The 14,488-nt window shown below is 71.4% G+C and carries 13 protein-coding genes; 8 read left to right on the forward strand and 5 right to left on the reverse strand.

Annotated features, from left to right (window positions below):
• The first annotated feature begins 80 nt into the window (after positions 1-80).
• Positions 81-623: a bacterial proteasome activator family protein gene (locus ACFC1X_RS18030; RefSeq protein ID WP_125492986.1), complete on the forward strand. Its 543-nt coding sequence runs from the start codon at positions 81-83 to the stop codon at positions 621-623.
• Between the two features lie 63 nt (positions 624-686).
• On the opposite strand, the gene ACFC1X_RS18035 is transcribed toward ACFC1X_RS18030, so the two are convergent.
• Positions 687-2,351: a protein kinase gene (locus ACFC1X_RS18035; protein WP_376354664.1), complete on the reverse strand. Its 1,665-nt coding sequence runs from the start codon at positions 2,349-2,351 to the stop codon at positions 687-689.
• Positions 2,352-2,699: 348 nt separating this feature from the next.
• Between ACFC1X_RS18035 and ACFC1X_RS18040 the strand changes: the two genes are divergently transcribed.
• The gene (locus ACFC1X_RS18040; protein WP_376354667.1) at positions 2,700-4,298 is read left to right on the forward strand and encodes a protein kinase; all 1,599 of its coding nucleotides are present in this window, start codon (positions 2,700-2,702) and stop codon (positions 4,296-4,298) included.
• Positions 4,299-4,314: 16 nt separating this feature from the next.
• On the opposite strand, the gene ACFC1X_RS18045 is transcribed toward ACFC1X_RS18040, so the two are convergent.
• Positions 4,315-4,722 carry a pyridoxamine 5'-phosphate oxidase family protein gene (locus ACFC1X_RS18045; RefSeq protein WP_234956523.1) on the reverse strand — a complete coding sequence of 136 codons (408 nt, stop codon included), beginning with the start codon at positions 4,720-4,722 and terminating at the stop codon, positions 4,315-4,317.
• 83 nt (positions 4,723-4,805) lie between these two features.
• Positions 4,806-5,462 carry a response regulator gene (locus ACFC1X_RS18050; RefSeq protein WP_376354670.1) on the reverse strand — a complete coding sequence of 219 codons (657 nt, stop codon included), beginning with the start codon at positions 5,460-5,462 and terminating at the stop codon, positions 4,806-4,808.
• Between the two features lie 324 nt (positions 5,463-5,786).
• Between ACFC1X_RS18050 and pdhA the strand changes: the two genes are divergently transcribed.
• The 4 genes from pdhA to ACFC1X_RS18070 all read left to right on the forward strand — a co-directional run bounded on the left by pdhA (position 5,787) and on the right by ACFC1X_RS18070 (position 10,236).
• Positions 5,787-7,028 (forward strand): pyruvate dehydrogenase (acetyl-transferring) E1 component subunit alpha, encoded by a 1,242-nt coding sequence (gene pdhA / locus ACFC1X_RS18055; RefSeq protein ID WP_376354673.1) that lies wholly within the window; start codon positions 5,787-5,789, stop codon positions 7,026-7,028.
• A gap of 1 nt (position 7,029) precedes the next feature.
• Positions 7,030-8,010, forward strand: a complete 981-nt coding sequence (locus ACFC1X_RS18060) for an alpha-ketoacid dehydrogenase subunit beta (RefSeq protein ID WP_122616625.1) — start codon at positions 7,030-7,032, stop codon at positions 8,008-8,010.
• A gap of 10 nt (positions 8,011-8,020) precedes the next feature.
• Positions 8,021-9,448 carry a dihydrolipoamide acetyltransferase family protein gene (locus ACFC1X_RS18065; protein ID WP_376354678.1) on the forward strand — a complete coding sequence of 476 codons (1,428 nt, stop codon included), beginning with the start codon at positions 8,021-8,023 and terminating at the stop codon, positions 9,446-9,448.
• Positions 9,449-9,630: 182 nt separating this feature from the next.
• Positions 9,631-10,236, forward strand: a complete 606-nt coding sequence (locus ACFC1X_RS18070; protein WP_376354681.1) for a hypothetical protein — start codon at positions 9,631-9,633, stop codon at positions 10,234-10,236.
• 53 nt (positions 10,237-10,289) lie between these two features.
• On the opposite strand, the gene ACFC1X_RS18075 is transcribed toward ACFC1X_RS18070, so the two are convergent.
• Entirely contained in the window at positions 10,290-11,231 is a 942-nt protein-coding gene (locus ACFC1X_RS18075) for a D-alanyl-D-alanine carboxypeptidase family protein (protein WP_376354684.1), read from the reverse strand.
• Between the two features lie 206 nt (positions 11,232-11,437).
• Here ACFC1X_RS18075 and ACFC1X_RS18080 point away from each other — a divergent pair, with 206 nt between their 5' ends.
• Positions 11,438-12,088: a GntR family transcriptional regulator gene (locus ACFC1X_RS18080; protein ID WP_376354687.1), complete on the forward strand. Its 651-nt coding sequence runs from the start codon at positions 11,438-11,440 to the stop codon at positions 12,086-12,088.
• Positions 12,085-13,395 (forward strand): nitrate/nitrite transporter, encoded by a 1,311-nt coding sequence (locus tag ACFC1X_RS18085; protein ID WP_376354690.1) that lies wholly within the window; start codon positions 12,085-12,087, stop codon positions 13,393-13,395. Before ACFC1X_RS18080 ends, ACFC1X_RS18085 begins: the two co-directional genes overlap by 4 nt.
• Positions 13,396-13,496: 101 nt before the next feature.
• Here ACFC1X_RS18085 and ACFC1X_RS18090 read toward each other — a convergent pair whose 3' ends face one another.
• Positions 13,497-14,321, reverse strand: a complete 825-nt coding sequence (locus ACFC1X_RS18090; RefSeq protein WP_376354693.1) for a maleylpyruvate isomerase family mycothiol-dependent enzyme — start codon at positions 14,319-14,321, stop codon at positions 13,497-13,499.
• Between the last annotated feature and the right edge of the window lie 167 nt (positions 14,322-14,488).

The following is a 14,488-nucleotide window of genomic DNA, read 5'->3' on the forward strand; positions in this document are numbered from 1 at the left end:
GACGCCGCCGAACGCGGTGCGGCACCTTTGGGCGGGGGGCACCGCCCGGCCGTGACGCACCGGTGCGAGACAATGGCGGCATGGAGATGCCGAGGAACGACAGGTCGCCGGAGAACCCCCAGATCCTGGTCGTCGGCCAGGACGGAATGGCGCTCAGCGGCGGGGGCGGGGACGACGACTCCCGCGAGATTCCGGTGACCGAGCAGGTGGAGCAGCCTGCCAAGGTCATGCGGATCGGCAGCATGATCAAGCAGCTGCTGGAGGAGGTGCGCGTCGCGCCCCTGGACGAGGCGAGCCGGGCCCGGCTCAAGGAGATCCACTCCAGCTCGGTGAAGGAGCTGGAGGACGGGCTGGCCCCGGAGCTGGTCGAGGAGCTGGAGCGGCTCTCCCTGCCCTTCACGGACGACGTCACCCCGACCGACGCCGAACTGCGGATCGCGCAGGCGCAGCTGGTCGGCTGGCTGGAGGGCCTGTTCCACGGCATCCAGACCACGCTGTTCGCCCAGCAGATGGCCGCGCGGGCCCAGCTGGAGCAGATGCGCCGCGCCCTGCCGCCGGGTGTCGCCCCGGACGGCGAGGAGCCCCCGCAGCCGGGCGGCCGCTCGGGCGGCCCCTACCTCTAGCCCCACGACACCGCGAAGGGCCCGGCAGCCGCTGCTGCCGGGCCCTTCGCGCGTGTCACGCGCTCACCCGGAGGCCGGGTTGCCCGTCGAGACCTTGAGCTGGATCTCCGGCATGTTCTCCGGGTCGACGTCCGTGCCGGCCGTCGGGAACTGGTCCCGGATCGAGCCCTCGCCGTACGTGTTCTCGTCGACCTCGACGACCTTCATCCGCCAGCCGGCGGCGTTGAAGCACTCCTTGACCGAGCCGATGTACTTGAACGTGAAGTCCGGCACCTGGATCTTTTCGGGGTCGTTGTACGACTCCTCCGGCTCGGTGCACTCGTCCTTCTCTATGGTCTTCGTCTTGTCCGGCCCGCGGTAGCCCGCCGCCTTCGACGCCGACACGGAGGCGCTGGGGGAGCCGCCGCCCTCGGGGTCCTCACCGCCACCGCCGCCGTTCATCAGCAGCGCGCCGACCAGTCCGCCGACGGCCACCACGGCGACCACGATCGAGCCGATGATCACCGGCTTGTTGTTCCTGCCCCCGCCCGCGCCACCGGAGGCCGGGGCCGACGGAGTCAGGTTGTACGGCGGCGGCGTGGACGCGCCCTGCTGCCCGTGCTGCCCGTGCTGCCCGTACGGGGCCGGCGTCTGGTAGCCGCCCTGCTGCGGATAGCCGTAGGCGGCGGGCGAGTGCGTGGCGGGTGCCGGGCCGCCGTACGGGTTCGGGGCCGGCGTCGGCTGGTACGGCGTCTGGACGGGGCCGGTGGGGGCTGGGGTGCCCTGGTCGACCGGCGGGAACACCGCGGAGCCGACACCGGCGCCGCTCAGCGTGTTCGCGCCGGGCACGATGCTCGGCGGGGCGGCGTGGAAGGACTGCGCCACCCGCAGGCACTCGTCCCGCATGGCCTCGGCGCTCGGGAAGCGTTCGTTCGGGTTCTTCTTCAGGGCGCGGGCCACCAGCGCGTCCACCGCCGGGGGCAGCGACCGGTTGACCGAGGAGGGAGCCACCGGCTCCTCCTGCACGTGCGCGTACGCGATGGCCAGCGGCGAGTCCGCGTCGAACGGCAGCCTCCCGGTGACCAGTTGGAACAGCATGATGCCGACCGAGTACAGGTCGGAGCGGGCGTCCACGCCGCGGCCGAGGGCCTGTTCCGGCGAGAGGTACTGCGGGGTGCCGACCACCATGCCGGTCTGCGTCATCGAGGTGACGCCCGACTGCATGGCGCGCGCGATGCCGAAGTCCATGACCTTGACCACGCCGCGCTTGGTCATCATCACGTTGCCCGGCTTGATGTCCCGGTGGACCAGGCCCATCTCGTGGCTGATCTCCAGGGCCGCCAGCACGTCCGCGGTGATCTTCAGCGCCTTGTCGGCGGGCATCGCGCCCTGCTGCCGGACGTCCTCGTCGAGCACCGAGCCCAGAGGGCGGCCCTCGACGTACTCCATGACGATGTACGGCGTCGTCATGGAGTCCAGCTCGTCCTCGCCGGTGTCGAAGACCGAGACGATGTTGGTGTGCGTGAGCTTGGCCACGGCCTGGGCCTCGCGGCGGAAGCGCTCGCGGAAGGCCTGTTCCCGTCCCAGCTCGGTGTGGAGCGTCTTGATCGCGACCTGGCGGTCGAGGACCGAGTCGTACGCCAGGTGGACGGAGGCCATACCGCCCTCGCCGAGCAAGTCGCGCAGCTGGTAGCGGCCGCCGGCGAGCGCGCGCCCCGCGTACCGGCCCTGTCCGGCGTCCTGGCTCATGTCTCTGCGTCCCCCATAGGCGCCGCGGCGCCGGTGGCAGCGGGCCGCGCGCTCGTGATCGAAAGTGCTATTCCCGGCCAAGTCTGCCCGAGGGCACTGACACGTCAAGCGCGGTGCCCGTTCCGTGACCGTACGCGAAAGAAGCGTCGCGGAAGCGTTACAGCCGCCGTACCGCCGGTACACAGAATTTGCACGACAGTAAGGAACCAGGGTTTCATGACCGGTCCGTCTCATGTCCGGTCCCGGCCCCCCATCCCGGACCGGAGGCCGCCGCGGAGCCTGTAGCGTGGCCGACGGAGACCGTAACAACACCGCGCGCACCGCGGGCAGAAACGACGGCGAGGACTGATGGCACAGCAGCAGCGCGCCCAGGGCCCGTCCGATCCCGAGGCGAATGGCGGCGGTATGGCTGACGCGCCGGAGACCTGGGGCAACGGCGGCTTGGTCGGCGACGGCCGGTACCGGCTGACCCGCAGACTCGGGCGGGGCGGCATGGCCGAGGTGTTCGCCGCCGAGGACGTCCGCCTGGGCCGCACCGTGGCGGTCAAGCTGCTCCGTGCCGACCTGGCCGAGGACCCGGTCTCCAAGGCGCGCTTCACGCGCGAGGCGCAGTCGGTGGCCGGTCTCAACCACCACGCGATCGTCGCCGTGTACGACTCCGGCGAGGACTTCGTCGGCGGCCAGTCCGTGCCGTACATCGTGATGGAGATCGTCGAGGGCCGCACCATCCGCGACCTCCTCCTGAACGCCGAGGCGCCCGGCCCCGAGCAGGCGCTGATCATCGTCTCCGGTGTCCTGGAGGCGCTCGCCTACTCGCACCAGCACGGCATCGTGCACCGCGACATCAAGCCGGCCAACGTCATCATCACCAACAACGGTGCCGTGAAGGTGATGGACTTCGGCATCGCCCGCGCCCTGCACGGCGCGTCCACGACGATGACGCAGACCGGCATGGTCATGGGCACCCCGCAGTACCTCTCCCCGGAGCAGGCCCTCGGCAAGGCCGTGGACCACCGCTCCGACCTGTACGCGACCGGCTGCCTGCTCTACGAACTGCTCGCGCTGCGCCCGCCGTTCACCGGCGAGACCCCGCTGTCCGTGGTCTACCAGCACGTCCAGGACATCCCGACGCCCCCGTCCGAGGTCTCCGACGCCACCCCGCCGGAGCTGGACGGCCTCGTGATGCGCTCCCTGGCCAAGGAGCCCGACGACCGGTTCCAGACCGCCGAGGAGATGCGCGGCCTGGTCCAGTACGGGCTCCAGATGCTGTACGAGCAGGGCAGCCACACCGGCACCTGGAACACCGGCCCGGTCACCGCGCACGACGGCCGGCAGACACCGGCGGCCGGGCTCGCGGGCACGTCGGTGATGCCGAGCACCGGCCACGGCACGTCGGGCACCCAGCAGATCCCCCAGCCGATCCTGCCCGGCCGCTACGGCGGGGGCGACGACGGCGGCTTCGAGGGCGGCGGCAACAAGGGCAGCGGCCGCGGCAAGCTGTGGATACTGGCCGTCCTCGCGGTCATCGCCATCGCGGCCGGCGTCGCGCTGGCCCTGAACAACGGCGATGGCGGCAAGGGCGGCACCGACACGGACAAGAGCCCGTCCGCCAGCGTCTCGGAGAGTACCGGCGACGAGTCGCCGAGCCCGTCGCCCAGCGACGAGGAGACGCAGGAGACCACCGACCCGGGCACGGACCAGGGCAACGGCGGGGGCGGCACGGGTGGGGACTACACCCCGTCGTACTCGCCTTCCTACACCCCGTCGCAGAGCGAGACGCAGGACCCGACCGGCGACCCGACGGGTGACCCGACCGGCGACCCGACGACGCCGACGGGTGACCCGACCACGGATCCGACGACGCCTACGAGCGATCCGACGGGCGGTCCCACGGGCGGCCCCGGCGGAGGCGAGAACACCGAGGACCCCGAGAACCCGGACGAGTGATCACCGCGGCACCAGTTCACAGGGTGCCGACGGTGCCCTCCGTGACGTGCACCGAACCGAACTGCGGCTCGATCCGCAGATAGACCGGGTCGAACGGCTCGCCGTCCACCCGGCGCGGTGCGGGGCCGAACCGCTCGACCTCGGCGGCGCTCGGCTCGTGCGCCTCGCACCGGCCCACCACCTGTGCGGTCCACAGGCTCTCGCCGGGCCCGGCGGTGCTCAGGTTGTCGGCGCCGTACGCGACGACGCTCCCGGCGCAGACCTGGTGGTAGCCGCAGCTCCTCGGCATGCGCAGCAGGACCCGCGCGTCGGCCACGATGTGGCGCGCGAAGGCGAGGAAGGGCAGGGCGCGCATGGTCGTGGCGGCACGGCCGTAGGCGGTGCGGGCGAGCAGGCCTACGGCGTGCTGTGCGTCGGTGGGCATGCACTCACTGTGCGCGAGCGGAAGCAGCGGCGACAGAGTCGCCCGCCCCGGCAGGAGGGGACGTAAGTCCCGATTGGGGCGGCTCAGCGGCTCTCCGCCTCCAGCCGGGCCACGAAGGCCGCCGCCTGGGAACGCCGCTGCATCCCGAGCTTGGCCAGCAGACTCGACACGTAGTTCTTGATCGTCTTCTCCGCCAGGTGCAGCCGCTCGCCGATCGCGCGGTTGGTCATCCCCTCGCCGATCAGCTCCAGGATGCGGCGCTCCTGGTCGGTCAGGCGGGCCAGCCGGTCGTCGGGCTTGGCGCCGCCGTCGCGCAGCCGCTCCAGCACCCGCGCGGTGGCCGCCGGGTCGAGCAGCGACTTCCCGGCCGCCACGCCGCGTACGGCGCTCAGCAGCTCGGCGCCCCGGATGTCCTTGAGGACGTACCCGGAGGCGCCCGCCATGATCGCGTCGAAGAGGGCCTCGTCGTCGGCGAAGGAGGTCAGCATGAGGCACCGGACGGACTCGTCCCGGGAGCGGATGTCGCGGCACACCTCGACGCCGCTGCCGTCGGGCAGCCGGACGTCCAGCACCGCCACGTCCGGACGGGTGGCCATGACCCGGGCCGCGGCGTCGGCCACCGTGCCGGCCTCGCCGACCACCTCGATGTCGGACTCGCCCGAGAGCAGATCGTGCACCCCCCGGCGCACCACCTCGTGGTCGTCGAGGAGGAATACCCGGATTTTTCCGTCTTCGCGCACGCGGTCAGTGTCACACACCAACCCTTCCCGTGCCCGGGGTGCCCGGGATAACGTGCCGTTGTTCCGGCCCCCTGCAAGGCTGTGACCAGGACAACTTCCGCACTTCGCCGATTTACTTGGAAATCCGAGTAAAAACGCAGGTCAGGAGGGGTTTCACAGAAATGTGGAGCACTGGGTAACGTGCTGTTCGCAGGGCGCTCGCCGGGGCACCTGTCACGCCTGTCCCCCGATCGGGCCGCACCCACCCTCGTGCGACCGCCGGGACACAGGTGAGCCGCACTGGCTTCCGGCGAACCCGGGGGCCGGACCGACGGAGGAGCACACGTGACCGAGAGCACTGCCGCGCGCAAGCCGCGACGCAGCGCCGGAAGCAAGGCTGCCGGCACCACCGGCACCAAAGCCGAGACCACCGGCAAGCGCACCGCCCGCACCACTCGCACCACCCGCACCGCTGCCGACAAGGGCTCCGAGACGGAGCTGGTGCAGCTGCTGACCCCCGAGGGCGAGCGCGTCGAGCACGCCAAGAACTCGCCCTACGCCGAGTACGCCTCGTACGTCGCCGACATCACCCCCGACGAGCTGCGCGGCCTGTACCGCGACATGGTGCTCACCCGGCGCTTCGACGCCGAGGCCACCGCGCTGCAGCGCCAGGGCGAGCTGGGCCTGTGGGCCTCGCTGCTCGGCCAGGAGGCCGCCCAGATCGGCTCCGGCCGCGCCACCCGCGAGGACGACTACGTCTTCCCGACCTACCGCGAGCACGGCGTCGCCTGGTGCCGCGGGGTCGACCCGACCAACCTCCTCGGCATGTTCCGCGGCGTGAACAACGGCGGCTGGGACCCCAACGGCAACAACTTCCACCTGTACACCATCGTGATCGGCTCGCAGGCGCTGCACGCCACGGGCTACGCGATGGGCATCACCAAGGACGGCGCGGACTCGGCCGTGATCGCCTACTTCGGCGACGGCGCCTCCAGCCAGGGCGACGTCAGCGAGGCGTTCAACTTCGCCGCCGTCTACAACGCCCCCGTGGTGTTCTTCTGCCAGAACAACCAGTGGGCGATCTCCGAGTCCAACGAGAAGCAGACCCGCGTGCCGCTCTACCAGCGCGCCCAGGGCTTCGGCTTCCCCGGCGTCCGCGTCGACGGCAACGACGCGCTGGCCTGCCTCGCGGTCACCCGCTGGGCGCTGGAGCGGGCGCGGCGCGGCGAGGGCCCGGCGCTCATCGAGGCGTACACGTACCGCATGGGCGCCCACACCACCTCGGACGACCCCTCCCGCTACCGGCACGACGACGAGCGTGCCGCCTGGGAGGCGAAGGACCCGATCCTGCGTCTTCGCCGCTTCCTGGAGGCCGCAAACCACGCGGACGAGGGATTCTTCGGGGAACTGGAGACGGAGAGCGAGGCGTTGGGCAAACGAGTGCGCGAAGTGGTCCGTGCCATGCCGGACCCGGACCGGTTCGCCATCTTCGAGAACGTGTACGCGGACGGGCACGCGCTCGTCGACGAGGAGCGAGCCCAGTTCGCCGCCTACCAGGCGTCGTTCGCCGAGGCAGAGGGGGTCTGACATGGCAGCGGAAAAGATGGCGCTGGCCAAGGCGATCAACGAGTCGCTGCGCCGCGCACTGGACTCGGACCCCAAGGTCCTGATCATGGGCGAGGACGTCGGCAAGCTCGGCGGTGTCTTCCGGGTGACCGACGGTCTCCAGAAGGACTTCGGCGAGGACCGGGTCATCGACACCCCGCTGGCCGAGTCCGGCATCGTCGGCACCGCCATCGGCCTGGCCCTGCGCGGCTACCGCCCGGTGGTGGAGATCCAGTTCGACGGTTTCGTCTTCCCGGCCTACGACCAGATCGTCACCCAGCTGGCCAAGATGCACGCCCGCTCGCTGGGCAAGGTCAAGATGCCGATCGTCATCCGCATCCCCTACGGCGGCGGCATCGGCGCGGTCGAGCACCACTCCGAGTCCCCCGAGGCGCTGTTCGCGCACGTGGCGGGCCTGAAGGTGGTCTCCCCGTCGAATTCGGCGGACGCCTACTGGATGATGCAGCAGGCCATCCAGAGCGACGACCCGGTGATCTACTTCGAGCCCAAGCGGCGCTACTGGGACAAGGCCGAGGTCAACCGGGAGGCCATCCCGGGGCCGCTGCACACCGCGCGCGTGGTGCGCGAGGGCGGCGACCTCACGCTGGCCGCGTACGGCCCGATGGTGAAGCTCTGCCAGGAGGTCGCCGACGCGGCGGCCGAGGAGGGCAGGTCGCTGGAGGTGGTGGACCTGCGGTCCATCTCCCCGGTCGACTTCGACACGATCCAAGCGTCGGTGGAGAAGACCCGCCGCCTGGTCGTGGTCCACGAGGCACCGGTGTTCCTGGGCTCGGGCGCGGAGATCGCGGCCCGGATCACGGAGCGCTGCTTCTACCACCTGGAGGCCCCGGTGCTCCGGGTCGGCGGCTACCACGCCCCGTACCCGCCGGCGCGTCTGGAGGAGGAGTACCTGCCCGACCTGGACCGGGTGCTGGATGCCGTCGACCGCTCGCTGGCGTACTGAGGAGGGGAGCGTGACGACGATGACGGACAGCTCCGTGCGTGAGTTCAAGATGCCCGACGTGGGTGAGGGGCTCACCGAGGCCGAGATCCTCAAGTGGTACGTCCAGCCGGGTGACACGGTCACCGACGGGCAGGTGGTGTGCGAGGTCGAGACGGCCAAGGCCGCCGTCGAACTGCCCATCCCCTACGACGGTGTGGTCCGCGAGCTGCACTTCCCCGAGGGCACCACCGTCGACGTGGGCACGTCGATCATCGCGGTGGCCGTGGGCGGCGCGGCGGCCGAGGCCCCCGCGCAGGAGGCGGCCCCGGCTCCGGCCGAGGCGGCCCCGGAAGACGCGGAGGAGAAGAAGCCGGAGGGCCGCCAGCCGGTCCTGGTCGGGTACGGGGTGTCCACCTCCGCGACCCGCCGCCGCCCCCGCAAGGGCGCGCAGCCCCCGGCCGACCGGCAGGCCCCGGCGGCGGCCGCGATCCAGGCCGAGATGAACGGCCATGGGAACGGCCACGGGCCGGCCGCCGTGCCGGTCCCCGGCGAGCGCCCGCTGGCCAAGCCGCCGGTGCGCAAGCTGGCCAAGGACCTCGGTGTCGACCTGGCGACCGTGGTGCCCTCCGGCCCGGACGGCATCATCACGCGCGAGGACGTGCACGCGGCCGTGGCACCGGCCCAGCCGGAACCGCAGGCGGCCCCCGCGGCCGTCGCCTCGGCCCCGGCACCGGTGGCGCCGGCGTCGCACGACACCGCGCGCGAGACCCGGATCCCGGTCAAGGGTGTCCGCAAGGCGACGGCGGCGGCGATGGTCGGCTCGGCGTTCACCGCGCCGCACGTCACCGAGTTCGTGACGGTCGACGTGACGCGCACGATGAAGCTGGTCGAGGAGCTGAAGCAGGACAAGGAGTACGCGGGCCTGCGCGTGAACCCACTCCTCCTGATCGCCAAGGCTCTCCTGGTCGCGATCAAGCGCAACCCGGACGTCAACGCCTCCTGGGACGAGGCGGCGCAGGAGATCGTGGTCAAGCACTACGTCAACCTGGGCATCGCCGCCGCGACCCCGCGGGGTCTGATCGTCCCGAACATCAAGGACGCCCACGCCCAGACGCTGCCGCAACTGGCGGGGTCCCTGGGCGAGCTGGTGTCGACGGCGAGGGAGGGCAAGACCAGCCCCGGCGCCATGCAGGGCGGCACGGTGACCATCACCAACGTCGGCGTCTTCGGCGTCGACACCGGCACACCGATCCTCAACCCCGGCGAGTCCGCGATCCTCGCGGTCGGCGCGATCAAGCTCCAGCCGTGGGTCCACAAGGGCAAGGTGAAGCCACGTCAGGTGACCACCCTGGCCCTGAGCTTCGACCACCGCCTGGTCGACGGCGAACTGGGCTCCAAGGTCCTCGCCGACGTCGCGGCGGTCCTGGAGCAGCCGAAGCGGTTGATCAGCTGGGCGTAACGCACCAGGAGCACGAGAAACGGAGCCGCGCCCCCCGGCACAGGGGGCGCGGCTCCGTTCGCGTCCGGTTGATGACAGATGTCATGTCCCGGCCGGTCTCGGCAGCTCTAGAGTGCGATCAGGGGGGTCTCGCGGCTGCCCTTCGCCCGTCCCGCCAGGAGGTTGGAGGACCAGTGCCGCAGGTGACCGTCAAGCCGCCGCTGCGCCGCCGAGCGCACATCGTGGCCCGCTCCCTGTGCGCCGCGATCGCCCGCCGTCCGGCCCGGGACGAGGACGGGCCCACGGTGATACGTCACTCCTCCGAACTGCGCTCCTTGCTCATGGTCCTGACACTCACCGAGATCCCGGTGGCCTTCCTCGTCTCCGGGATACTCCCGCCGCCGGCGCGCCCGTTCCACGCGCTTCTGGAACTCGCGTTCGTGCTCACCGGCTTCGGCGTCCTGGCCGCGATCGTCCGGCACCCCCACACCGTCTCGCGGTCCCGGGTGGTCCTGCGCACCGGGTTCATGGGGGAGCTCGACCTGCCCCGCGGGACGGTGCGTTCGGCCGGCCGCACCCTGCGGACCATCGAGGGCCGCGGCCTGCGCCGGGTGCCGGGCGAACCGTCCGCCGTGGCCTGCTCCCTCGGGAGCACCGTCGGCGTGCGGCTCCGTCTGGACCCGCCCGTCGCCCTCGACCTCGGTGACGGCGCCGGTACGGATGTCGACACGGTGTACGTCTCCGCGGACACGGCGGACGCGTTCACCCGGGCGCTCGGTGGCTGGGCCGGCCCGCGGACCGCACGTTGAGCGGGCCCGGCGCGGTGGCGCCGGGCCCGTTCGGGGGTGGGGCGGGGTGGGTGTCAGCCCAGCTTGCCGAAGCCGTAGTTCATGAGCTTGGTGGCGTCGGTCGCGCGCTGGTTGGACGACGTGGAGGTCAGGACCGTGCCGATGACGGTCTTGCCCTTCCGGGTCGCCGCGAAGACCAGGCAGTACTTGGCCTCGGGGCCCGAGCCCGTCTTCACGCCGATCGCGCCGCTGTAACTGCTCAGCAGCGTGTTGGTGTTGGTCCAGGCCCCCATGGTGCGGGTGCCGCCCGTCTTGGTGACCGTCTTCGCCGTGTACTTCTTGGTCTTGACGATCGTGCGGAAGGTCGAGCTCTTCATCGCGTTGCTCGCGAGCTTCGTCAGGTCGCGCGGCGTGGAGTAGTTCTTGCCGTTGCCGATGCCGTCGAACGAGTCGAAGTGCGTGTTCTTCAGGCCGAGGCTCTTGGCGGTGGAGTTCATCTTGCCGATGAACGACTTCACCCGGGCCGCCCGCGTCTTGCCCGAGCCGAACTTGTCGGCCAGCGCGTACGCCGCGTCGCAGCCGGACGGCAGCATCAGCCCGTAGAGCAGCTGCCGGACCGTCACCTTGTCGCCGACGATCAGGCGGGCGGAGGAGGCGTTCTTCGACACGATGTAGTCGCTGTACGCCATCTGGATCGTGACCTTGGCGTCCAGGTTCAGCTTCGGCTGCGCGAGCACGACCTTGGCGGTCATGATCTTGGTCGTGGAGCCGGTGGAGCGCTTGGTGTCGGCGGCCTTGGTGTAGAGCGAGGCGCCGTTCGCGTTGTTCATCACGAAGCCGCCCTTGGCGGCGATCGAGGGCGCCGGGGCGGCGGCGCGCACGCCGTTGGCCTTCCACCCGTGCTCGGCGGCCTGGGCGGGTGCGGAGGCGAGGACGCCGGTCGCGAGGACGACGCCGCCGGTCAGCGTGACGGCGGCGGCTCTGCGGGAGCGGCTGCCCAGAATGCTGTTTATCAAGTCAAGTACCCCGATTGTGGTGAATTCCCCTGAGGTGCGGCCGTGTTGTGGTCGGTGCGGATGGGGCCGCGACTGTGCGACTCGTGAATAGCACGGAAGGTTGCCCCACGGCAGGGGTGGGGTGAGGGATCCCCCTGATGGGTGGCCGGACGTCCGCATGCTGGACCGGCCCCGTCTTGCGTCCCTGTTGTATCTATCCTGTCGGCATGACCACGGCAGTGAAGCAACCCCCCGCGGCGGACCGCGTCTACACCCACGTCAAGCAGGGTGTCCTGGAGCGCCACTACGAGGGCGGGACGCTGCTCACCGAGGGCGAGCTGGCCGAGGCCGTGGGCGTCTCCCGCACGCCGGTGCGCGAGGCCCTGCTCCGGCTGGAGGTCGAGGGCCTGATCCGGCTCTACCCGAAGAAGGGCGCCCTGGTCCTGCCCGTGTCCGCCCAGGAGATCGCGGACGTGGTGGAGACCCGGCTGCTGGTCGAGGAGCACGCCGCCAGGAAGGCCGTACCCGCACCGCCCGGCCTCGTCGAACGGCTGGAGGAACTGCTCGCCCGGCAGAAGGAGCAGGCCGCCGCCGGCGACTTCGTCGCCGCCTCCGTCACCGACCGCTGCTTCCACGCCGAGATCGTCCGCAGCGGCGGCAACGAGATCCTCTCCCGCCTCTACGACCAGCTCCGCGACCGGCAGCTGCGCATGGGCGTCGCCGTCATGTACTCGCATCCCGACCGGATCGCCAAGACCCTCACCGAGCACGAGGAGATCCTCGACGCGCTGCGTTCGGGGGACGCGGAGGCCGCGGTCGGCGTCGTCGGCCGGCACGTGGGCTGGTTCTCGAACCTGGCCCGGGGGGAGGTCCGATGAGCACGGCCACCTCGGCCGGGCCCGGCCTGCCCGGCGATCCGCCGGGCGGCCGGCGCGCGATGGCCGTCTGGGGCATCGGCGTCTCCGTCTACTTCGTCGCCGTCATCTTCCGCACGTCGCTGGGGGTCGCCGGTCTCGACGCCGCCGACCGCTTCCACGTCAACGCCTCCGCGCTGTCCACCTTCTCCATCCTCCAGCTGCTGGTCTACGCCGGTATGCAGATACCCGTCGGCCTGCTGGTCGACCGGCTCGGCACCAAGCGGGTGCTGGGGATCGGCGTGGTGCTGTTCACGGCCGGGCAGCTCGGCTTCGCCTTCTCACCGTCGTACGGGATGGCGCTCGCCTCGCGGGCGCTGCTGGGCTGCGGCGACGCGATGACCTTCATCAGCGTGCTGCGGCTGGGCACCCGCTGGTTCCCCGCCCGCCGGGGGCCGATGGTCGCCCAGCTCGCCGGTCTGGTCGGCATGGCGGGCAACCTGGTCTCCACGCTCGTCCTCGCCCGGCTGCTGCACGGCGTCGGCTGGACCGCCGCGTTCGCGGGCAGCGCGCTCGCCGGTGTGGTGGTCTTCGTCCTGCTGCTGCTCTTCCTGAAGGACCACCCCGAGGGGCACGAGCCGGAGCCGATGCCGCATCAGGGGGCCGCGTACGTACGGCGGCAGATCGCGCTGTCCTGGCGGGAGCCGGGGACGCGGCTCGGGCTGTGGGTGCACTTCACCACCCAGTTCCCGGCGATGGTCTTCCTGCTGCTGTGGGGGATGCCGTTCCTGGTCGAGGCGCAGGGGCTGTCCCAGGCCACGGCCGGGACGCTGCTCACCCTCGTCGTGCTGTCCAACATGACCGTCGGCCTGGTCTACGGCCAGATCATCGCCCGGCACCACGCGGCGCGGCTGCCGCTGGCGCTCGGCACGGTGGGCGCGACGTCGGTCCTGTGGGCGGTCACGCTGGCCTACCCGGCCGACCACGCGCCGATGTGGCTGCTGGTCGTGCTGTGCACGGTGCTCGGGGCGTGCGGGCCGGCGTCGATGATCGGCTTCGACTTCGCGCGGCCGGCGAATCCGCCGGAGCGGCAGGGGACGGCGTCCGGGATCACGAACATGGGGGGATTCGTGGCGTCGATGACGACGTTGTTCGCGGTGGGGGTGCTGCTGGACACGACGGGGGACGACTACCGCGTCGCGTTCTCTTCCGTGTTCGTGTTGCAGGCGCTCGGGATCACGCAGATCCTGCGGCTGCGGAAGCGGGCGGCGCGGCGGGAGAGCGAGCGGTTGGTCGCCAGTCGGGTGGAGACGGTGCACGTTCCTGCGTAGGCCCCCGGCGTGGGTGCGGGCCGACTGGGGGCTGCCGCCCCCAGACCCCCGCATTCGGCCTGAACGGCCTCGTCCTCAAACGCCGGACGGGCTGAAACCACCTACTGCGTCACGGTGAAGTGGCGCAGGATCGCCTCCGTCAGGTCCTGGTCGCCCTCCGTCTTGATGCGGTCCGCCGCTGCCTGGAGGGTCACGCGGCCGCAGGCCAGGCGGAAGTACGTCTCCCAGTCCAGGGTCAGGGTCGCGGCGGGGCCGAGCGCGGGGGCCGTTTCGAGGGTGCCGCGGCCCTGGATGTCGACGCGGATGGTGCGCAGGAACTCGACCGGGCCGTGCACGTCGAAGACGACGGCCGAGCTGCGCGGCGCGTCCGCGCGTTCGGCGACGACGGCCGGCAGCTCGTCGAGCAGCACGTCACGGGCGACGTGGGCGCCCGGGGAGTCGAGGTTGCCGGGGCGGCCGAGGGCGGTGCGCAGGTCCTGCTCGTGCGCCCACACGTCGAAGGCGTGCCGGCGCATCGACTCCTCCAGGGTCAGCTCGGTGGAGAGCGGGCCGCGCACCTTCGTACCCGGGTCCCGCGACTCGTTCCGCAGCTGGCGGTTGCGCCGGATGATCATGTACTCCAGCTCGGACGTCATCTCGGGGGCCGTGTGGTGGCGGCGGACGTCGACCTGCATCTCCGTGTAGCGCTGGTGGTCGTTGGTGACGTGGAAGAGGTCGCGCGGCAGGGTGTGGATGGGGCGGGGGTCGCCGAGCATCTCGGAGTCCAGGCCCAGGACGTGGGAGACGATGTCCCGCACCGACCAGCCGGGGCAGGGGGTACGGCGGTTCCACTCTGCTTCCGCAAGCGGCTGGACCAGCTCGGATATCGCCTCGATGGAGTGAGTCCAGGCGTCGGCGTAGGGCTGGAGGGTGGGATGCAGACTCACGGAACGGGACCCCTCGGCGGTCGGTACACGGGCGGGTGGTGGCGGCGGTGCCAGTGGGCGGTGGCTGCGGTCGGCGGGCGTCTTGGGACGCTAAGTTACGCTGCTGTGCGGCACCCCGGCAGTGCTTTCGTGTGACGATCGTAGGCCCGTGTGGACGGCTCGAATGC

The sequence above is a fragment of the Streptomyces sp. NPDC056128 genome (assembly GCF_042263835.1).
Classification (GTDB): Bacteria; Actinomycetota; Actinomycetes; order Streptomycetales; family Streptomycetaceae; genus Streptomyces.